Annotated in this window: 11 protein-coding genes; 8 read left to right on the forward strand and 3 right to left on the reverse strand. The window is 75.0% G+C overall.

Features of this window, described 5'->3' with window-relative positions:
* The first annotated feature begins 178 nt into the window (after nt 1-178).
* The 5 genes from AC07DW_RS13020 (at nt 179) to moeZ (ending at nt 6,579) form a co-directional block, all read left to right on the forward strand.
* On the forward strand, nt 179-2,089 hold the full coding sequence (locus AC07DW_RS13020) for a DUF3492 domain-containing protein (protein ID WP_478857717.1): 1,911 nt from the start codon (nt 179-181) through the stop codon (nt 2,087-2,089).
* Entirely contained in the window at nt 2,082-3,482 is a 1,401-nt protein-coding gene (locus AC07DW_RS13025) for a hypothetical protein (RefSeq protein ID WP_478857718.1), read from the forward strand. The genes AC07DW_RS13020 and AC07DW_RS13025 overlap by 8 nt, the downstream gene beginning before the upstream one ends.
* 112 nt (nt 3,483-3,594) lie before the next feature.
* Nucleotides 3,595-4,584, forward strand: a complete 990-nt coding sequence (locus AC07DW_RS13030; protein WP_478857719.1) for an NAD-dependent epimerase/dehydratase family protein — start codon at nt 3,595-3,597, stop codon at nt 4,582-4,584.
* Complete coding sequence (locus AC07DW_RS13035; RefSeq protein ID WP_478857720.1) at nt 4,572-5,333, forward strand: spherulation-specific family 4 protein; 762 nt, start codon at nt 4,572-4,574, stop codon at nt 5,331-5,333. Before AC07DW_RS13030 ends, AC07DW_RS13035 begins: the two co-directional genes overlap by 13 nt.
* A 67-nt stretch (nt 5,334-5,400) precedes the next feature.
* The gene (gene moeZ, locus AC07DW_RS13040; RefSeq protein WP_478857721.1) at nt 5,401-6,579 is read left to right on the forward strand and encodes an adenylyltransferase/sulfurtransferase MoeZ; all 1,179 of its coding nucleotides are present in this window, start codon (nt 5,401-5,403) and stop codon (nt 6,577-6,579) included.
* 90 nt (nt 6,580-6,669) lie between these two features.
* On the opposite strand, the gene AC07DW_RS13045 is transcribed toward moeZ, so the two are convergent.
* The 3 genes from AC07DW_RS13045 to AC07DW_RS13055 all read right to left on the reverse strand — a co-directional run bounded on the left by AC07DW_RS13045 (nt 6,670) and on the right by AC07DW_RS13055 (nt 12,614).
* Nucleotides 6,670-8,235, reverse strand: a complete 1,566-nt coding sequence (locus AC07DW_RS13045) for an alpha/beta hydrolase (RefSeq protein WP_478857722.1) — start codon at nt 8,233-8,235, stop codon at nt 6,670-6,672.
* A 52-nt stretch (nt 8,236-8,287) separates the two neighbouring features.
* A complete protein-coding gene (locus AC07DW_RS13050) occupies nt 8,288-9,901 on the reverse strand; it encodes an alpha/beta hydrolase (RefSeq protein WP_478857723.1) in 1,614 nt (537 codons plus the stop codon).
* A 70-nt stretch (nt 9,902-9,971) separates the two neighbouring features.
* A complete protein-coding gene (locus AC07DW_RS13055; protein ID WP_478857724.1) occupies nt 9,972-12,614 on the reverse strand; it encodes a lysylphosphatidylglycerol synthase transmembrane domain-containing protein in 2,643 nt (880 codons plus the stop codon).
* Between the two features lie 179 nt (nt 12,615-12,793).
* Here AC07DW_RS13055 and AC07DW_RS13060 point away from each other — a divergent pair, with 179 nt between their 5' ends.
* The 3 genes from AC07DW_RS13060 to AC07DW_RS13070 all read left to right on the forward strand — a co-directional run bounded on the left by AC07DW_RS13060 (nt 12,794) and on the right by AC07DW_RS13070 (nt 20,635).
* Nucleotides 12,794-13,201 (forward strand): MGMT family protein, encoded by a 408-nt coding sequence (locus AC07DW_RS13060; protein WP_478857725.1) that lies wholly within the window; start codon nt 12,794-12,796, stop codon nt 13,199-13,201.
* A 167-nt stretch (nt 13,202-13,368) separates the two neighbouring features.
* Nucleotides 13,369-16,806 (forward strand): ATP-dependent helicase, encoded by a 3,438-nt coding sequence (locus AC07DW_RS13065; protein WP_478857882.1) that lies wholly within the window; start codon nt 13,369-13,371, stop codon nt 16,804-16,806.
* Nucleotides 16,807-16,840: 34 nt separating this feature from the next.
* Nucleotides 16,841-20,635 (forward strand): UvrD-helicase domain-containing protein, encoded by a 3,795-nt coding sequence (locus AC07DW_RS13070; RefSeq protein ID WP_478857726.1) that lies wholly within the window; start codon nt 16,841-16,843, stop codon nt 20,633-20,635.
* The last annotated feature ends 4 nt before the right edge of the window (nt 20,636-20,639 follow it).

Consider the following 20,639-nt stretch of genomic DNA (forward strand, 5'->3'; position numbering starts at 1 on the left):
CCCCCCCCCCCCCCCCCCCCCCCCCCCCCCCCCCCCCACCCCCCCCCCCCCCCCCCCCCCCCCCCCCCCCCCCCCCCCCCCCCCCCCCCCCCCCCACCTGCATATCCGCTTACGTTCTTCCCGCTGTGAGCCGCCGGACCAACGGTGGCCGCACACAAGGGAGATCGGGGGTGTACTCGTGCGGATCGGACTGCTCACCGATGGTGGTTACCCGTATGCGACGGGTGAGTCCAGGGTCTGGTGCGACCGGTTGGTGCGCGGGCTCGCGCGGCACGACGTCGACGTCTACGCCCTGAGCCGCAGCGCCCGCCAGGAGGACGCCGGCTGGGTCCCGCTCCCGCCCCAGGTGCGGCGCGTGCGGACGGCTCCGCTCTGGGGCGCCCAGGAGGACCGGCCGGGCGGGCGCGGTGGACGCGCGTACGGCCGGCGCGAGCGCCGGCGCTTCACCACCTGCTTCGCGGAGCTCGCCGCCGCGGTCTACGGAGCACCGGACGCCGGCACCGGCGCCGCTCCCGGCCCGGCCGCCGGTACCGGCCCGGGCTCCGGGTCCGGCTTCGCGGACGGGCTGTACGGGCTCGCCGACCTCGCCCGCGAGTACGGCGGCCTCGCCGCCGCCCTCCGTTCGGAGACCGCCGTCCGCGTCCTGGAATCCGCCTGTCGCGCCGGTGGTGCGCGCCGGGGCGTGCACGGCGCGACCGTCACCGATCACCTCGCCTTCGCCGACCGGGTGGAGCGCGCCCTGCGCCCCCTCTCCGCCGACTGGTACGGCGAGGACGGCCTCGGCGCGGTCGACCTGTGCCACGCCACGTCCGGGGGGACCGCGGCCCTTCCCGGGCTGTTGGCCAAACGCTTCTTCGGCGTCCCGCTGCTGGTCACCGAGTACGGCGTACACCTGCGCACGCACTACCTCACGGTCGCCGGCACGCCGTTGACCGCGCCCTTGCGCACCCTGCTCGCCGCCTTCCAGGGGTGCCTGGCCACCGAGGTGTACCGCCGGGCCGACGTGATCACGCCGGGCAACACCCATGCCCGCCGCTGGCAGGAGAAGTGCGGCGCCGAGCGCGCCAGGCTGCGGACCGTCTACCCGGGCATGGAGGCCGACCGGTTCGCGGCCGTGGGGGAGAGCGGCGACGGCGGCGACCCCCGCACGCTGATGTGGGTGGGGCGGATCGAGCCCGCGAAAGACCTGATCGGCCTGCTGCACGCCTTCGCCGAGGTGCGGCGGGAGGAACCGGAGGCCCGGCTCAGGATCGTCGCCGCGCCGGTCCGCGACGCCGAATCCGCCACCTACCGCACGCACTGCGAGGCCCTGGCCGCCCAGCTCTTCCCCGACGAGGCCGTCGACGCGCACACCGTGGGCGACAACCCCGTCTCCTTCGAGGACCTCGGCGGCCCGTACGCGCCCGACGTCACCGACGCCTACGCCGGGGCCGGCGTGGTCGTCCTCTCCAGCGTGGTCGAGGGCTTCCCGGTGGGCCTGGTCGAGGCCATGCTCTGCGGGCGCGCCACCGTGTCCACGGACGTCGGCGCGGTCGTCGAGGTCATCGGGGGTACCGGACTGGTCGTACCCCCGCGCAATCCGCAGGCGCTCGCCGACGCCTGCCTGGCGCTGTTGCGCGACCGGGCGCGACGGGAACGGCTGGGCGCCGCCGCGCGCGCCCGCGCACTCGAACTGTTCACCGTGGAGCAGAACCTCGCGGCCTTCCGCGCCATCTACCTGGAGCTCATCTCCCGCGCGCCCGTGCACCGCGACGCGGACGCCGTCGGCGCGGACGGTGAGCCCCTGCCGTTCGCGCACCCCGCCGAGGCGTACGTGCCCGGCCACTGGGCGGGGCGCGGGTCGGGCGGCGCCGCCACCCCCGCGTGGGCCGTCTCGCCACCGCCGGTGGGCGCGCCCGGGACCCCGCCGCGGGTCCCGGCGAGTGCCGAGGACCCTGGCGCGCGGGCGCGGGCGCGGGCGGCCCCGGAGACGGAAACGGAGACCCGCGCAGGGGCGCACGATCCGGCCGGCGTGCCTAAGCTGGTCGTCGCCTCGCTGCCGGTCGCGGCGTCCTTCCCGGTCGCGGGGAGGGGGGACGGCCATGTCTGACGGAGGCGCACCCGCACCGGGCGGCCACGCGAGAGGCTTCCGCCCGGTCCCCGAAGCCGCCCGGGACAGCCGCGCGGAGGCCCTCCGGTCGGAGCCCGCGCTCGGTCCGGCCGGCGCCGGAGGCGCCGCCGGCCGGACCGCGAGCGCCCCGGCGGCGAGCGCCCCGGCGGCGAGCGCCCCGGCGGCGAGCGCTGCGACGGCGGGCGCTGCGACGGCGGGCGGCGGGACGACGAGCGCCCCGAGGGCGGGCGCCTCCACGGCGGGCGACTGGACGGCGGGCGACTGGACGGCGGGTGGCCGGACGGCCGGGCACGGCGAGCGCCCTGTGGGGCACGCCCGCGCGGCCGTCGTCCGGCGCGGTTCCGCCGACCCGGTGAAGGCGCTACTGCACCGGCACCGGGAGCTGTGCGAGCGGGCGGTCGACCCGCTGGAGATCGCCGCCGGGCTGGAGGCCCACGGCCTCACCGACCGGACCGCCGCCCGGTTCCGGCACCGGGACGTGTTCTCGCTCGCGGAGGAGCTGTACGCGCGCGTGCCGCGCGACGACGACGCCCCCCGGAACGGCTCCACCGCCCCCGCACCCGGCACGGCCGCCCCGTGGACCGCCCGGGCGGTCCTCCTGGCGCTGCTGCCCGGCGCGCTGGGCCTGTTCACCGTCGCGGGCCTGGCCGCGACGGACGGGCCGCCGCGGGCGGCCGTCGAAGTGGCCGGCGCCCTCGGGATCGCCGTCGCCCTCGCCGCGGGCGCCGCCACGGCCGGCACGCGCGCGTGGACCGGGTTCCTGCTCACCTGCGCCCTGGCCGGCGCCGGGCTCCTCGACCAGCTCCTGGCGGGCGGTCCCGACGGGCTCTGGCCACTGGACGTCCCGCCGCTGCTCGGCCTGGCCCTCGCCGCCGCACCCGCGGCCTGGTGCGCCCGGCTCTTCGCCGTGCGGGCCCGCCGCAGGCTCGCCGTCAGCCGCGGCCTGGCGGACTTCGCCGCGGGCGCCCGCCCGCTGCTCCTCGGGATCGTCGCCCTGTACACGGCCAGCCTGACCGGCCTGCTCGCGCTCGCGGGCGCGGTCCTCGACGGCGGCCCACCCGGCGGGGGCGCCGTGGCGCTCGGCGTCCTCCTCTTCCTCGCCCGGCTGCTCACCGCGCACGGCTTCGCCGCTGCGGCCGCGGCGGGCCTCACGGCCGCGAGCGCCGCGCAGGCCCTCGCCCTGGGGTCCGTGCTCGCCGGCCGCCTGCCGGGCTGCGACCCGCTGGCCCGTCCCGTCGAGGCGGCCGTCTCCGCCGGGGGAGCCGCGGCCGTCCCCGCGCTCGCGTGCGGTGCCGCCGCACTCGCCCTGCTGGCGTACGCCACCGCCGTCCTCGGCCGGGCGTCCGCCCACGCGGGTACCACCGCCACCTGAGACCCGGGCGGTACCCGCGTACACCCCCTTCACCAGCACTCACCCTCAAGGAGAAAACGGACATGACCCCCCAGATCCCCGCAACGGTCACTCGGCGCGAAGGGGGCGCGCGATGAGGGTGCTGCTGCTCGGTGCCAATGGATTCATCGGCCGCTTCGTCGCCGACCGGCTGCTCGCCGACCCGGCCGTCCACCTCACCGCCCTCGGGCGCGGCGACGACGCCGACGTGCGCTTCGACCTCGCGGGCGGCAGCCCCGGCGCGCTCACCCGGTTCCTGGACGCGGTCCACCCCGGTGTCGTGATCAACTGCGCCGGGACGACCCGGGGCGGTGCCCGCGAGCTGACGCGGCACAACACCGTCGCCGTCGCCACCGTCTGCGAGGCGCTGCGCCGCAGCGGCTGCGGGGCGCGCATGGTCCAGGTCGGCTGCGCCTCCGAGTACGGGCCCGCGCAGCCCGGTTCGTCCACCGCCGAGGACGCGGTGCCGCGCCCCGGCGGGCCCTACGGCGTGTCGAAGCTGGCCGCCACCGAGCTGGTCCTCGGCTCCGGCCTGGACGCGGTCGTGCTGCGGGTCTTCTCGCCCGTCGGCCCCGGCACCCCCGCCGGCTCACCGCTCGGCCGGCTCGCGGAGGCCATGCGGCGCGCCATGCAGAGCGGGGACGGCGAGCTGAAGCTGGGCGGCCTCGGCGTGCAGCGCGACTTCGTCGACGTACGGGACGTGGCGCGCGCCGTGCACGCCGCCTCCCTCTCGGCGGCGCAGGGCGTCGTCAACATCGGCACCGGCCGGGCCGTGCGGCTGCGGGACGCGGCGGCCGTCCTGGCCAGGGTCGCCGGATTCGCGGGGTCCCTGCACGAGCTGGACGGGCCGCCCGGCAGGCCGGCCCTGTCGTCGGTGGGCGGCATGGCGTCCATCGGCGCCCAGCGCGGTGAGCACGCCCCGGACCACCTGGTGGCCGCGGCCCCGCACCCGTACCCCGACGGCTGCGGCGGCTGGCAGCAGGCCGACGTCCGCACCGCCCGCGACCGGCTCGGCTGGCGGCCCCGCATCAACCTGGAGGAGTCGCTGGCGGACATCTGGATGGAGGCGGCGTGCCGCATCTGACCCGTACGGACACGGGGCTCTCCGCGACCGGCGCCGAACGGCTCGGGTTCGGCGTACCGGGCTACGCCCATCCCCTGCTCGCCCCCGTCGAGTGGGCCGAGCTGACCCGCCCCGGCACGCCCCTGCACTGGGCCGTCCTCAATGTGGCGGACGGCCCCGGGGCGCGGCCCGACCCGCACTGCCTGGAGGCGGCCGGGAAGCTCCGCAACGCGGGCGTGCGGGTGCTGGGCCACCTGGACCTGCGGCACGGCTCCCGTCCGTTCGGCGAGCTCGTCTCCGACGCGCACCGCTTCCTCGACTGGTACCGGGTGGACGGCTACCTGCTGGACCGCTGTCCCACGGACCGGGCGGACCTGGCCGCCGTGCGGCGCACCACGGCCACGCTGGAGGTGATCCTGGACCACGCCGCCGGCGGCCACCTGGTGCTGGGTCACGGCTCCCATCCGTACCCCGGCTACGCCGAGATCGCCGACCAGCTGGTGACGTTCTCCGGGCCGTGGGCGGACTACCGCTGGTCCCAGGCGGCTCAGTGGACCGCCGAGCATCCACCGGAGCGGTTCGTCCACCTCGTCCACGGGGTGCCGCGCACCCACCTCGACGAGGCGATGCGGATCGCGCGGTGGCAGGGCGCGGGGACGATCTTCTTCACCGACCGCACGGGAGACACCGGGCAAACCAACCCATTCGCGGCTCTGCCCGGCTACTGGGACGAAATCGTCTCGCAGATCGGACCAGGTGTCTCGGAATGAGGAGGGCCGTGGCAGTGTTACGGGGAACAACCGTTCTGACCACCGACCAGCTGTAGATGAGGTCTCCGTGTCGCTGCCACCCCTGGTCGAGCCGGCTGCCGAGCTCACCGTAGACGAGGTTCGCAGGTACTCCCGCCACCTGATCATCCCCGATGTCGGGATGGACGGGCAGAAGCGGCTCAAGAACGCCAAGGTGCTCTGTGTGGGCGCCGGCGGCCTCGGTTCGCCCGCCCTGATGTACCTGGCCGCGGCCGGCGTGGGCACGCTCGGCATCGTGGAGTTCGACGAGGTCGACGAGTCGAACCTCCAGCGCCAGATCATCCACAGCCAGTCCGACATCGGCCGCTCCAAGGCCGCGTCCGCGCGCGACAGCGTGCTCGGGATCAACCCGTACGTGAACGTGATCCTTCACGAGGAGCGGCTCGAGGCCGACAACGTGATGGACATCTTCGGCCAGTACGACCTGATCGTCGACGGCACGGACAACTTCGCCACGCGCTACCTGGTCAACGACGCGTGCGTGCTGCTGAACAAGCCGTACGTATGGGGCTCGATCTACCGCTTCGACGGCCAGGCCTCGGTCTTCTGGTCCGAGCACGGCCCCTGCTACCGCTGCCTGTACCCGGAGCCGCCGCCGCCGGGCATGGTCCCGTCCTGCGCCGAGGGCGGCGTGCTGGGCGTGCTGTGCGCGTCCATCGGGTCCATCCAGGTCACCGAGGCGATCAAGCTCCTGGCCGGCGTGGGCGACCCGCTGGTCGGCCGGCTGATGATCTACGACGCCCTGGAGATGCAGTACCGCCAGGTCAAGGTCCGCAAGGACCCGGACTGTGCGGTCTGCGGCGAGAACCCGACCGTCACCGAGCTCATCGACTACGAGGCCTTCTGCGGTGTCGTGTCCGAGGAGGCCCAGGAGGCGGCGCTCGGCTCGACGATCACTCCCAAGCAGCTCAAGGAGTGGATCGACGAGGGCGAGAACATCGACATCATCGACGTCCGTGAGCAGAACGAGTACGAGATCGTCTCGATCCCCGGCGCCCGGCTGATCCCGAAGAACGAGTTCCTGATGGGCAACGCCCTCCAGGACCTCCCGCAGGACAAGAAGATCGTCTTGCACTGCAAGACGGGTGTCCGCAGTGCGGAAGTCCTCGCGGTGCTGAAGTCCGCGGGCTTCTCCGACGCGGTGCACGTCGGCGGCGGTGTCATCGGCTGGGTCAACCAGATCGAGCCGGCGAAGCCGGTCTACTAGACCTAGACCGCGCTCGCGTCGAGGGGCCGGACCCGGGCACGGGTCCGGCCCCTTCGCGGTCGTCCTGTCGTTTCCGCCGTGCGGGGCTGCTCAGGAGCAGGTCGTGCCGTTCGCGGGGACCTTGCCGTCCAGCAGGTAGGCGTCCACCGTGTCCCGCACGCACGTGTTGTCGCCGGTGTACGCGCCGTGCCCCTCGCCCTTGAAGGTGAGCAGGACGCCGACGCCCTCCCCGAGTTCCTCCGCCATCTTCCTGGCGCCCTCGTAGGGCGTGGCGGAGTCGCCCGTCGTGCCCACCACCAGGATCGGCCCGGCACCCGGGGCGCTCGCCTCCGGTGTGGCGCTCTCGCCCTCGACCGGCCAGTCGGCGCACCAGCCGGCCGTGTCCCAGGCCATGAACTCGGCGAAGACCGGCGAGATCCGGCGGAACTCCGGCAGCAGCGCCCTGGCCTGCGCGGCCGTCGGCCGGCTGCTGCTGTCGGCGCACGAGATGGCGCGCTGCGCGTGCGCCTGGGTGCCGTAGCTGCCGTCCTCGCCCCGGTCGTTGTACATGTCGGCCAGCCGGAGCAGGGTGTTCCCCTTGCCCGCCTCCGCCTCCTGGAGCCCCTCGGTGAGGTAGGGCCACATCTGCTGGGAGTACAGGGTCTGGGCGATGCCGGTGAGCGCGAGGCTCTGGGTCAGCTCCCGGTCGCCGTCGGCGGGCAGCGGTTCGCGGTCGAGCCGCTTCAGCAGCGCGGTCACGCGCGCGTTGCCCGCCGCCGCGCCCTCGCCGGTGGACGCGAAGTAGTTGTTCAGCGCCCGCTGGAAGCCGGTGGCCTGGTGGCGGGCGTGGCCGGTCGCGTCGGCGGTCGGGTCGACCACCGCGTCGAGGACGGTCCGCCCGACGTTGCGCGGGAACAGGTGGGCGTAGGTCCCGCCCAGCTGGGTGCCGTAGGAGAAGCCCACGTAGTTGAGCCTCCGGTCGCCCAGCACGTGCCGGACGAGGTCCAGGTCCCGGGCGGTGTTGCTCGTGGTGACGTGGCCGATGACCTTGCCGGACCGCTTGGCGCAGCCGGCGCCGAAGTCGGCGCCGTCCTTCAGGAAGGCGGCCTCCTCGGCGGGTGTGTCGGGGGTGAGGTCGATCCGGGCCAGGGCGGCGGCCTGCTCCTCGCTGCCGCGGCACACCACCCCGGAGCTCCCGCCCACACCGCGCGGGTCGAAGCCGACGAGGTCGTAGCGGGCGCCCAGCTTCTCGAACCCCTGGGCGGCCTGCGGCATGGCGCTCACCCCGGAGGCGCCCGGGCCACCGAAGTTGAACAGCAGGGAGCCGATCCGGCGGTCCTTGTCGCGGGCCTCCTTGCGGATCAGCGCGACGGACAGGGTGTCGCCGGCCGGCTTGGTGTAGTCGAGCGGCACCCTCACGCCCGCACAGCGCCACTCGGGGCCGGGCTTCTCGCCGTCCTCGGCGGCCTCGCACGCGCGCCACTCCGGCTTCTGGCCGGTGAGCGCGGCGGGCAGGGAGGCCATCGCGCCCTCGGACGTACCACCGGTGCCGCCGCTTCCCGCCCCGCCCGTACCACCGCCGGTGTCCGTGCCGCCGGCGCTGTCGCAGCCGGTGGCCAGCGCGGCCACCAGTGCCACCGCGACCGCCGCGCCCCCGGCCCGTACCCGCATGGACATGTGTCCCCCCAACTCCTGTACGAACAGCCATCCTAGGCCGGGTCACCGACAGCTACGGGCAGACGGTTCCCGGCTTGGGGACCTTGCCGTCGAGGAGGTAGGCGTCCACGGCGCGCTTCACGCACGCGTCCCCGCCGTTGTACGCGCCGTGCCCCTCGCCCCGGTACGTCAGCTCCACGCCGACGCCCTTGCCCAGTGCGGTCGCCATGGCCCTGGCCCCCGCGTACGGGGTGGCCGGGTCGCCCGTGTTGCCGATGACGAGGATGGGTTTCGAGCCGGGGGCGCTGACGTCGGGGTGCTCCCAGGTGCCGGGGACGGGCCACTGGGAGCAGCTGATCAGGCCCCAGCCGAGGAAGGGCCCGAACACCGGGGACGCCTCGCGGAACTCGGGGAGCTTCGCCTTGGCCTCGGCCACGGAGAACCGCTCCTTGTCGTCCACGCAGTTGATGGCGGCGTTTGCCGCCTGGAGGTTGCTGTAGTCGCCGTTCCGGTCCCGGCCGTTCATGGAGTCCGACAGGGCGAGCAGCAGACCTCCGTCGCCGCCGTCGGCCTCGTCGAGGCCCTGTTCCAGATAGGGCCAGTACTCCTTGGAGTACAGGGCCTGGGCGATGCCGTTGAGGGCCTGGGACTGGGTGAGCTCGCGGTCGCCGATGCCGGTGATCGGCTTCTTGTCGAGCTCGGCCAGCAGGCCGGTGATGAAGCCCTCGATCTCCTTGGCGTCGCCACCCGGCAGCTTGCAGGCGTCACCGCGCCGGACGCAGTCCTCGGCGAAGTTGTTCAGCGCCAGCTGAAAGCCCTTGGCCTGGCCCAGTGCGCCCTGTTCGGTGGTGCCGCCGGGGTCGACGACGGCGTCGAAGACGGCTCGGCCGACGGTTCTGGGGAACAGATGGGCGTAGACGCCGCCCAGTTCGGTGCCGTAGGAGATGCCGAAGTAGTGCAGCCGGGTGTCGCCGAGGACCTGGCGCATCAGGTCCAGGTCGCGCGCGGCGTTGGCGGTGCCCACGTGCGGGAGGACGTCGCCGGAGTTCTCCTCGCAGGCCGCGGCGAACTCCTTCAGCCCCTCCTGGTAGGCGGCTTCCTCGCGCGCGTCGTCGGGCGTGGAGTCGAGGGCGAAGAACGCGTCCAGCTCCCGGTCGTCCTCGCATTCCACGCCCTCGCTGCGGCCGACCCCGCGCGGGTCGAAGCTGACCAGGTCGTAGCGGGTGCGCAGGGACTCGTAGTCCTTGGCGAACGAGGGCAGGGCGGTGAGCCCGGAGCCGCCGGGGCCGCCGAAGTTGAAGACCAGGGAGCCGATCCGCTTCGCCGGGTTGGACGCCTTGGCCCGGATGAGCGCCAGTTCGACGGTGTCGCCGCCGGGGTCCGCGTAGTCGAGCGGGGCCTGCATGAAGGAGCACTCCCAGGTGGCCCCGCCGGGCAGCGGGGACGGGGCGGCGCCGCCGCCTTCCTGGAGGGAGGGGGCCGGGCACTCCTCCCAGGTGAGTTTCTGGGCGGCCAGCTCCTTGGGCCGGTCCGGATCGCGGCCGCCCTTGTCCCCGCTGTCCGAGCAGCCGGCGGCCATCAGCACCGTGGCGGTCGCCGCGGCGAGCACGGCGGCCGGCCGGGTGGCGCGCACGGCGGTACGCCGTGGGGTACGGGTGGCGGCGGACCGGGCGGCGCGGTGGGTCATGGATCCATGGTGCGTCCGGCACCGCGCGGGCGCCCGCGACGAGGTCCATGCGGGTGGCCGGCGCTCCCTCCTACAGGGCGCCCTTCCTGGTGAGGAAGTTGAACGAGAACCACCCCGGCAGCACCGGCAGCCACAGCGTCATCAGCCGGTAGAGGAGCACGGCGGGCGTGGCCACCTCCAGGGTCATGCCGCCCACCCCCACCAGGCCGGCGATCAGCGCGCCCTCCACCGCGCCGACGCCGCCCGGTGTGGGCGCCGCCGACCCCAGGGCGTTGCCGGCCAGGAAGACCACGGCGAGGCTGGCGTACGTCAGCGGCTGCGCCCCGTGCGAGAACGCCCGGATCGACGCGTCCAGGCACAGGACGAACGCGCCCGTCAGCAGCAGCATGCCGCCGATGCCGGTGAGCAGCTTCACCGGCCGCTGGAGCACGTCCAGCATGCGCGGCACCACGCCCGCGAACAGCGACCGCAGCCGGGTCGAGACGAACTTGCGCAGGCCCGGCACCGCCGTGACCACCAGCACCAGCACCGCGACGGTGAGCAGGCCGGCGATGACCGTCCTGGACGGGGTGAAGTCCTGCGTCTTCTCCGTGCCCGTGAGGTAGCCGAACGACAGCAGCAGCAGGATGTGCGCGCCCAGCCCGAACAGCTGCGACGCCCCCACGCTGGCCACCGCAAGCCCGGGCCGTACCCCCGAGCGCTGGAGGAAACGCGTGTTCAGGGCCACGCCGCCCACCGCCGCCGGGGCGACGATCTTCACGAAGGACCCCGCCACCTGGGCGACCACCGTCCGCCCGAAGGGCACCCGCTCGGGGACGAAGCCAAGCAGGCTCATCGCGGCCGCCACATAGCTGAGCGCGGAGAAGAGCAGGGCCGCCGAGATCCAGGCCCAGTCGGCCTCGGCGATCGTGGACACCGACAGCGGCGCCTCGGCGATCTGGGAGAGCAGGAAGTACACGGCGATGGCGCCGGCGATGAGGCTGATCAGCGTCCGCGGCCGGATGCGTTCCAGCCGTACGGGCTCCACCGGGGCCTGTGGGCGGATCCGCAGCACCTGCTGCCGGATCTGGGCCAGCAGGTCCTCCTCGCGGACCTCGTCCATCGCCTCGTCCAGGGCCCGCTTCTCGGCCTGCTTCTGCGCCCGTACGGCCTTGCGGTCGGCGCGCTTGTCCTGGTCGGCCTTCTCGGTGTGGCCCTCCAGGCGGGCCTGCTTGGCCGCCTCGGACGCGGCCAGGACGGCCTCCCGCTCGCGCTGCGACCGTTCCCGGGCGAGTCTGCGCAGGGTGGCGCGGGTGGAGCGGCTGAGCGCGATCGGCTGGAGCAGCGGGAGGCAGTCGGCGACCTTGTCGGGGCCGAGCACCTCGACCGCCGCGGCCACCGCCCGCTTCGCACCGGCCCGCAGGCCCAGTGTGGTGAGCAGCTGCGCGATGTCCATGCGCAGGACGAGGTCACCGGCGGCGATCTCACCGCCCCGGAGATCTGTGATGATCACTTTGCCGGAACGATCCACCAGCAGGGCGTCGCCCGTCAGCCGGCGGTGGGCGATGCGCCGGGACTGGAGCGCCTTCACCTGCTGCCAGGCACCCCGCACGACCTCGTCGGTGATCTCCTTGTCCTCCAGCGCGTCCAGCGAACGGCCGCCGAGGTGCTCGTACACCAGCATCACGGCGTCCGGGCCGAGCTCGGCGGTGGCGATCAGCTTCGGCGCGTTGGCGCCGGCGGCGATCGCCGCGTACGCCAGCAGGGCCTCCTGTTCCAGTGCCTGGCGCAGGGACTGCAGGGAGCGGCGGGTGGTGATGCCGCGCAGGGTCATCCTGCGCCAGACCCGGTAGAAGAATCCCTGCGCCTGCTGTTCGCGGTCCACGACCGTGACGTCGAGCGGCGGCCCCTCCTCCAGCGTGACCAGGTAGCGGCGGCCCCGGTCGCCCTGCTCGACGGAGTCCGTGACGTCCTCGGCGCGCATCGCCGTGACCGGGCGGAAGCCGACGTGGCGCAGGCCGGCGAGGAGGGTCTGGCCGGTGGGCCGGACGTTCGGGGAGCCGACCGCGTAGAGCGTGCCGTAGGCGACGGTCCAGCCGATCAGGACGGTCAGGATGATCGAGAACGGGGTGGTGTAGTCGGCGACCAGCATCGCGAACGCGTCGAGCAGCAGCACCACCCAGAGCGACACCCGCCAGCGCGGCCTGCGGGCCATCCCCACGGCCGTCATGTAGGCGATGACGGGGGCGAGGTACCCGTGGACGGGGTCGGACAGTCCGCCACCCGCCTGGGGCTGCGTCAGCGCCTCCTGGATGGTGCCGGGCGCGGCCCTGGCGACCCACAGGTCGGTGGCGAGCGTGACGCCGTGCGCCAGTACGGCGGCGAGGACACCGTCCGCGATGCGCAGCCCGTCCCGCTTGATCAGCCGTTCGATCGCGAAGGCCACCGGGACGAGCAGGACGGCGATGCTGGAGACGAGCCCGGCGACCTTGACGAAGACGTCGGGAGCCTGGCCGGTGCCCTTGCTGATGTCCTCTTCCAGGCCGCTGGTGGTGGCGTGGGCGAAGGCGGCGATGGCGATGACCACACCGATCGCGAGGATGCCGATGAGCAGGCGCAGCAGGTCGGACGGCCGGTGGACACGGGCGGCGAGAAGCGGCTCGTCACCGGAGACGCGGTCGATGTGCCCCTCCGCGTTCACGCATACCGTCTCCTTCGTCTCATTCTTCTCCATCGTCTCAGGAAGCCCCGAAGCGGTCCCCACCTCGGGTGGCCGCACATCCTGTCCCTTCGCCGTATCCGTGTCTTGTTGATCTCGTATCACCGGTCACCGCCCGGAAGATGGTGGCATGACCGGGTGGTACCGGGGGCCATCAGGGTGCGTTGCCCGCGTTGTCGGTGGGGTGGTGCAGGATGGACCGGGTGAGTGCTGAGGAGCTTCCGGAGTACGCGGAACGGGTGCTGGAAGTCGCCGAGCTGATCCCGGCCGGCCGGGTGATGACGTACGGGGACGTCGCCGAGTGGCTCGGCGAGGGCGGCCCGCGCCAGGTCGGGCGCGTCATGGCGCTCTACGGCGGCGCGGTGCCCTGGTGGCGGGTGGTGCGGGCCGACGGCACGCTCCTGCCGGGCCACGAGCCGCGCGCCCTCGGCCACTACCGGCAGGAGGGCACCCCGCTGCGCGAGGCCCCGCGCACGGCGGAGGGCCATGTACCGCGGCTCGACATGCGGCGGGCGCGCTGGGACGGCGGCACACGTTCCGGCGGTGAGGGCTCCGGCGGTGAGGGCTCCGGCGGCGCGGCGAGTGCGATGGCTCACAGGTGACAGCTTCGGCCATGCGGCGGCGCGGCGGGCGGGGTGAGCGGTGTGGGCACGACCGTACGGAGTACGCGTAACGTCGTCCCGCGTGGCGTGCTCAGCGCGCCCCCTTCCCAGCATCCTCAGCACCAGCACACCCACCAGGACCGGCGATCCACGTGAGCTCCTCCTCGATTACCACCGGGCGTACGCCGTCTCGCGGGCGCACCCCGGGCGCGTACCGACTGGTGCGTACCCCGCCGGCTCCGGTGACCCCCCCTCTTCTGGACGCGTCGCAGCGCGCTGTGGTTGACCATGCCGGCGGGCCGCTCCTGGTCCTCGCCGGCCCGGGGACCGGGAAGACGACGACGCTGGTGGAGGCGGTCGCCGCCCGGATCGCCGAGGGCACCGACCCGGAACGGATCCTGGTCCTCACCTTCAGCCGCAAGGCGGCGGTGGAACTGCGCGACCGCATGACGGCGCGGATCGGCGGGGTGAGCGCCCCCCAGGCCACCACCTTCCACTCCTTCTGTTACGCCCTGATCCGCGCCCACCAGGACGCGGACCTCTTCTCCGAGCCGCTGCGCCTGCTGTCCGGCCCGGAACAGGACCTGGCCGTCCGCGAGCTGCTGGCCGGCCAGCTCGACCTGGAACGGGAGGGCCTGGCCCGTATCCACTGGCCCGACGAGCTGCGGGCGTGCCTGACCACCCGCGGCTTCGCCGACGAGGTACGCGCCGTCCTCGCCCGCTCCCGTGAGCTGGGCCTCGGCCCCCGTGCCCTGGCGGACTTCGCGGCGCGCACCGGGCGGCGGGACTGGTCGGCGGCGGCCGCGTTCCTCGCCGAGTACCTGGACGTGCTCGACATGCAGGGCGTGCTGGACTACGCGGAACTGGTCCACCGCGCGGTGCTGCTCGCCGACGCGGTGGCGCTGCCCGGCTACGACGCCGTGTTCGTCGACGAGTACCAGGACACCGACCCGGCACAGGTCCGGCTGCTGCGGGCGCTGGCGGGCGGCGGGCGGACCCTGTACGCGTTCGGCGATCCCGACCAGTCGATCTACGCGTTCCGGGGCGCGGACATCAACGGGATCCTGGACTTCCCCGCCACGTTCCGCCGCGCGGACGGCGCCCCAGCGCCGGTCGCCGTCCTCACCACCTCGCGCCGCTCGGGCGCCGCGCTGCTGTCCGCCACCCGCCTGCTGACCACCCGGATGCCGCTGCCGCGCCTGCCCGCCGACAAGGCGCGGGCGCACCGGGACCTGGCGGCGGTGCGGGGCGGCGGCCGGGTCGAGGCGTACACCTTCCCGACCCCCTCCACGGAGGTGGACAACATCGCGGACATCCTGCGGCGCGCCCACCTGGAGGAGGGCGTCCCCTGGAACGACATGGCCGTGCTGGTCCGCGCGGGCGGGCGCACCATCCCCACCCTCCGCCGCGCGCTGACCTCGGCGGGCGTGCCGGTCGAGGTCGACGGCAACGACGTCCCGCTGCGCCACGAGCCGGCGGTCGCGCCCCTCCTGGCCGCCCTCCGCGCGGCGGCGGCCCCGGATGCCCGGGCCCCGGCCCCGGCGTCGGCCCCGGCACCGGCACGCGACGCCGTGCCGGGGAGCGACGGTGCGGACGGGGACGGGACCTCCGGGGCGCTCACCCCCGCGGGGGACGGCGACGACACCCGCCAGGGTGACGCCCCACAGGAGGACGGTGACGCCCCCCGGGAGGAGGGCCCCGCCGCCGACGACGCCCCGGCGGAGACCCGGCCATGGCTCGACACCGAGACGGCGATCAGCCTGCTCACCTCGCCCCTCGGCGGCATGGACGCCGCCGATCTGCGGCGCCTCGGGCGGGCCCTGCGGGACGAGGAACGGGCCGGCGGCAACAAGGTCCCGCCGCCCTCCGACGACCTGCTCGCCCGCGCCCTCGCCGAACCCGAGCGGCTCGTCGCGCACGACCCCTCCTACGCCCGCGGCGCCCAGCGGCTCGGCGACCTGCTGCGCCGCACCCGTGAGTTGCTCGCCGGCGGCGGCACCGCCGAGGAGGCCCTCTGGCTCCTGTGGAGCGGCACCCCCTGGCCCGCCCGCCTCCAGCGCGCCGCGCTCCGGGGCGGCGCGGCCGGGCGCAACGCCGACCGTGACCTGGACGCCGTGTGCGCCCTGTTCGACACCGCCGCCCGAGCCGAGGAGCGCACCGGCGGCCGGGGCGCCCTGAACTTCCTGGAGGAGCTCGACGCCCAGGACATCGCCGCCGACACCCTCTCCAAGCGGCCCGTGCGCCCCGACGCCGTACGCCTGATGACCGCCCACCGCTCCAAGGGCCTGGAATGGGGCCTGGTCGTCGTGGCCGGCGTACAGGAAGGGCTCTGGCCCGACCTGCGCCGCCGGGGCTCCCTCCTGGAGGCCGACCGCATCGGCAGGGACGGCATCGCCGAGCCGCTCACCCCGGGCGCCCTCCTCGCCGAGGAGCGGCGGCTCTTCTACGTGGCCGCCACCCGCGCCCGCGACCGGCTCGTCGTCACCGCCGTCAAGGCGCCCGCCGACGACGGCGACCAGCCCTCCCGGTTCCTCACCGAACTCGGTGTGGAACCGAAGGACGTCACCGGCCGGCCGCGCCGCCCCCTCGCGGTGGCCGCGCTGGTCGCCGAGCTGCGCGCCACCACCGTCGACCCCGACGCCTCCCCGGCCCTGCGCGACGCCGCCGCCCGGCGCCTCGCCCGGCTCGCCGCGCTCACCGACGACGAGGGGCAGCCGCTCGTCCCCGCCGCCCATCCCTACCGCTGGTGGGGTCTGTACGAGCCGACCCGCGCGACCGTTCCCCTGCGCGACCGCGACCACCCCGTGGCGCTCTCCGGCAGCGCCCTGGACCAGCTCGCGAACACCTGCGCCCTGCAGTGGTTCCTGGGCCGCGAGGTCAAGGCGGACGCCCCCGCCACCGCCGCCCAGGGGTTCGGCAACGTCGTCCACGTCCTCGCCGACGAGGTGGCCTCCGGCCGCACCCCCGCCGACCTGACCGTCCTCATGGAGCGGCTCGACTCCGTCTGGGACGCGCTCGCCTTCGACGCCCCCTGGAAATCCGCCCAGGAGAAGGAGCACGCGCGCGTGGCGCTGGAAAGGTTCCTGCGCTGGCACGTCATGGACCGCGCCGGCCGCACCCCCGCCGCCACCGAGCACGACTTCGACGTCACCCTGGAGGCGGGGGAGTACGAGGTACGGATCCGGGGCTCCATGGACCGCGTCGAGGCCGACGAGCACGGCCGGGCCTACGTCGTCGACTTCAAGACCGGCAAGTCGGCCCCCACCAAGGACGAGGTCGCCCGCCACCCCCAGCTCGCGGTGTACCAGCTCGCGGTCCGCGAGGGCGCCGTCGACGAGGTCTTCGACGGCCGCCGGCCCGAGCCCGGCGGCGCCGAACTCGTCCAGCTGCGCCAGGCCGCCCCCAAGAAGGAGGGCGGGGACGAGCTGCCCAAGGTGCAGGCGCAGGAGCCGCTCGGCGGCGAGTGGGTCGGCGAGCTGCTCGCGACGGCCGCCGGACGCGTACTGGACGAACGCTTCACCCCGTCCACCGGCAAGCACTGCGACCACTGCGCGTTCCGGGCCTCGTGCAGCGCCCGGCCCGAGGGCCGCCACATCGTGGAGTGAGGACTGTCAGTGGGGCCGGTTAGCCTCGTTGACCGTGACCACTCGCCTGACCGACCCCGAGCAGCTCAAGGAGCTCCTCGGCATCCCGTTCACCCCGGAGCAGACGGCCTGCATCACCGCGCCGCCCGCCCCGCAGGTCATCGTGGCCGGAGCCGGCTCCGGCAAGACGACGGTGATGGCCGCCCGGGTGGTCTGGCTGGTCGGCACGGGCCAGGTCGCCCCCGAGCAGGTCCTCGGCCTGACGTTCACCAACAAGGCCGCCGGCGAGCTGGCCGAGCGGGTGCGCAAGGCGCTCGTGCGCGCCGGGGTGACCGACCCGGACGTGATCGACCCGGACGACCCACCCGGCGAGCCGCGCATCTCCACGTACCACGCCTTCGCCGGACAGCTCCTCACCGACCACGGTCTGCGCATCGGGCTGGAGCCCAGCGCCCGCCTCCTCGCCGACGCCACCCGCTACCAGCTCGCCGCCCGCGTGCTGCGCGAGGCGCCCGGGCCGTACCCCGCCCTGACCAAGTCCTTCCCCACCCTCGTCAGCGATCTGCTCGCCCTCGACGCGGAGCTCGCCGAGCACCTCGTGCGCCCCGCGGACCTCCTCCGTCACGACGCCGAGCTGCTCGCCGCCCTGGCGGACGCCCGTCTCACCAACGCCGACCTCCGCAAGGTCCCGGAGGCCGCCGACGCCCGCCGCCAGCTCACCGACCTGGTGATCCGGTACCGCGCGGCCAAGCGCGAGCGCGACCTGCTCGACTTCGGCGACCAGATCGCGCTCTCCGCCGAGCTGGCCCTCACCCGGCCCGAGGTCGGGGAGATCCTCCGCGGCGAGTTCCGCGTCGTGCTCCTCGACGAGTACCAGGACACGTCCGTCGCCCAGCGGCTGCTGCTGTCCGGGCTCTTCGGCGGGGGCACCGGACACCCCGTCACCGCCGTGGGCGACCCCTGCCAGGCGATCTACGGCTGGCGCGGCGCGTCCGTGGCGAACCTGGACGACTTCCCCGAGCACTTCCCGTACGCGGACGGCACCCCGGCCACCCGGTTCTCCCTCAGCGAGAACCGCCGCAGCGGCGGCCGCCTCCTGGACCTCGCCAACGGGCTCGCCGAGCCGCTGCGCGCCATGCACGCGGGCGTGGAGGCGCTGCGCCCGGCGCCCGGCGCGGAGCGGGACGGCACCGTGCGGATCGCCCTGCTGCCCACCCAGGCGGAGGAGATCGCCTGGCTGGCCGACTCCGTCGCCCACCTCGTCCGCACGGGCAAGGAGCCGGGCGACATCGCGGTCCTGTGCCGCACGGCCACCGACTTCCCCGAGATCCAGGCCGCTCTGGTCGCGCGGGACGTCCCCGTCGAGGTCGTCGGCCTGTCCGGGCTGCTGCACCTTCCGGAGGTCGCCGACCTGGTGGCGGTCTGCGAGGTCCTCCAGGACCCCGGCGCCAACGCCTCCCTCGTACGGCTGCTCACCGGGCCCCGGTGGCGGATCGGCGCCCGCGACCTGGCCCTGCTGGGCCGCCGGGCCCGGCTCCTGGTGCACCGCCCCCGGGACGACGGCGACGCGGACCCCGACGAGCGCCTGGCGGCGGCGGTCGAGGGGGTGGATCCGGCCGAGGTGGTGTCGCTCGCCGACGCCCTGGACACCTTCCTCGAACCGGCCGGCGCGGACGACGGCCTGCCGTTCTCCGCCGAGGCGCGGGTACGGTTCGCGCGGCTCGCCACCGAGCTGCGCGAACTGCGGCGCTCCCTGGCCGACCCGCTGATGGACGTCCTGCACCGGATCCTGGCCGCCACCGGCCTGGAGGTGGAACTGTCCGCCTCCCCGCACGCCCTGGCGGCCCGCCGCAGGGAGACCCTCTCCAACTTCCTCGACATCGCGGCCGGCTTCGCCTCCCTGGACGGCGAGGCGTCCCTGCTGGCCTTCCTGGGCTTCCTGCGCACGGCCGCCCAGTACGAGAAGGGCCTCGACAACGCCCTGCCGGGCGGCGAGAACACCGTCAAGGTCCTGACAGCCCACAAGTCCAAGGGCCTGGAGTGGGACGTCGTCGCCGTCCCGGGCCTGGTGACCTCCCAGTTCCCCAGCACCAGGTCCCGCGAGTCCTGGACGTCCCAGCCCCAGGTCCTCCCGCACGCGCTGCGCGGTGACGCCCCCACCCTCCCGGCGGTCGACGGCTGGGACGCCAGGGCGCTGAAGTCGTTCAAGGACGCCATGAAGGACCACCAGCACACCGAGGAGCTGCGCCTGGGGTACGTGACGTTCACCCGGCCCCGCACCCTCCTGCTGGGCTCGGCGCACTGGTGGGGCCCCACGCAGAAGCGGCCGCGGGGTCCCTCGCCCTTCCTGCACGCGCTGTACGACCACTGCGCGGCGGGCTTCGGCGACATCGAGGCGTGGGCGGACGAACCGGACGAGGACGCCGAGAACCCCATGCTCCGGGAGGCCACGGCCGACCGCGCCTGGCCGCTGCCCCTGGACCCGATCTCGCTGGCCCGCCGCCGCGCGGCCGCCGACACGGTGATGGCGTATCTGGACTCCCCGCCGGACCCGGCGCCGGCGCCGGAGGACGGCCCGGGCCCGGAGCCGGCGTTCCCCGGCCCGGACCTGCCGGGCCGCGAGCACCCGGACGCGGACGCGTCCGGGCGCCCCGACCCCGTACACCTCCTCGGCCACCCCGATCCGGACGAGGCGTGGCCCGACGATCTCGGCGGGCCCGAGGAGGACAGGGCCGACGAGGACTGGGCCGACGACCTCGCCGACTGGGACGACTGGTCCACCGGGCTGCCCGGCGGCGGACCCGTACCCGGCGCCGCGCGGGCCGGCGCCGCGGCCGGCCCCGCCCCGTACCCGCACGACCCCGCCGCGCCCGCCGTGCACGACCCCGCCGCGCCCGCCGTGCACGACCCCGCCGCGCCCGCCGTGCACGACCCCGCCGCGCCCGCCGCGCACGACCCCGCCGCGTCCGCCCCGCACCCGCACGACCCCGGCGCGTACGACCCCGCGCCCGTCCCCGGCCCGCGCGTCCCGGCCCCCCGCCCCGGCGGGGTAGGCGACGACCCGGGGAACGGCGGGGGCGCGTCGCACTCCCGGCCGCGCGAGCCGGAGCGCCTCACGCCCGAGGAGGCCCGCGCCATCGCCTCCTGGGACCGCGACCTCGACGCCCTCACCGGGGAGCTCCTGCGCGCCCGCGCTACCACCCGGGACGTCCTGCTCCCGGCCGCTCTGTCCGCCTCCCAGCTGCTGCGCCTCGCGGCCGATCCCGAAGGCTTCGCCCAGGAGCTGGCCCGCCCCATGCCGCGCCCGCCGCAGCCCGCCGCGCGGCGCGGGACCCGGTTCCATGCCTGGGTGGAGTCCCGGTTCGAGGCGCTGCCGCTGCCCATGCTGGGCCCCGAGGAGCTCCCCGGCGGGGAGGTGTACGCCGACGAGCCGGAGATCGCCGACGAACGGGACCTGGCCGCTCTGAAGGAGGCGTTCGAGAACACCGCCTACGCCCACCGCACCCCCCACCGGGTCGAGGCGCCCTTCCAGCTGGCGCTGGCGGGGCGGGTGGTCCGCGGCCGTATCGACGCCGTCTACCGGGACGTCGACCCGGACACCGGCGCCGTCACCTACGAGATCGTCGACTGGAAGACCAACCGCTCCCGCACCGCCGACCCCCTCCAGCTCGCGGTCTACCGGCTCGCCTGGGCCGAGCAGCACGGCCTGCCCCTCGACGCGGTCACGGCCGCCTTCGTCTACGTGCGGACGGGGGAGGTCGTGCGCCCGCACGACCTCCCCGGACGCGATGGGATCGAGCGCGTCCTGCTCCGTGGGACGGCCGACGGGACGGCCCCCGACGCCGGATAGGCTC

This window comes from Streptomyces sp. NPDC045701, assembly GCF_056432045.1.

What these genes read in the sequence shown, in the direction of transcription:
- AC07DW_RS13025 (WP_478857718.1), top strand. Translation starts at nt 2,082, where the DNA reads ATGTCTGACGGAGGCGCACCCGCACCGGGCGGCCACGCGAGAGGCTTC.
- AC07DW_RS13030 (WP_478857719.1), top strand. Translation starts at nt 3,595, where the DNA reads ATGAGGGTGCTGCTGCTCGGTGCCAATGGATTCATCGGCCGCTTCGTC.
- AC07DW_RS13045 (WP_478857722.1), bottom strand. Translation starts at nt 8,235, where the DNA reads ATGTCCATGCGGGTACGGGCCGGGGGCGCGGCGGTCGCGGTGGCACTG.
- AC07DW_RS13050 (WP_478857723.1), bottom strand. Translation starts at nt 9,901, where the DNA reads ATGACCCACCGCGCCGCCCGGTCCGCCGCCACCCGTACCCCACGGCGT.
- AC07DW_RS13055 (WP_478857724.1), bottom strand. Translation starts at nt 12,614, where the DNA reads ATGGAGAAGAATGAGACGAAGGAGACGGTATGCGTGAACGCGGAGGGG.
- AC07DW_RS13060 (WP_478857725.1), top strand. Translation starts at nt 12,794, where the DNA reads ATGGACCGGGTGAGTGCTGAGGAGCTTCCGGAGTACGCGGAACGGGTG.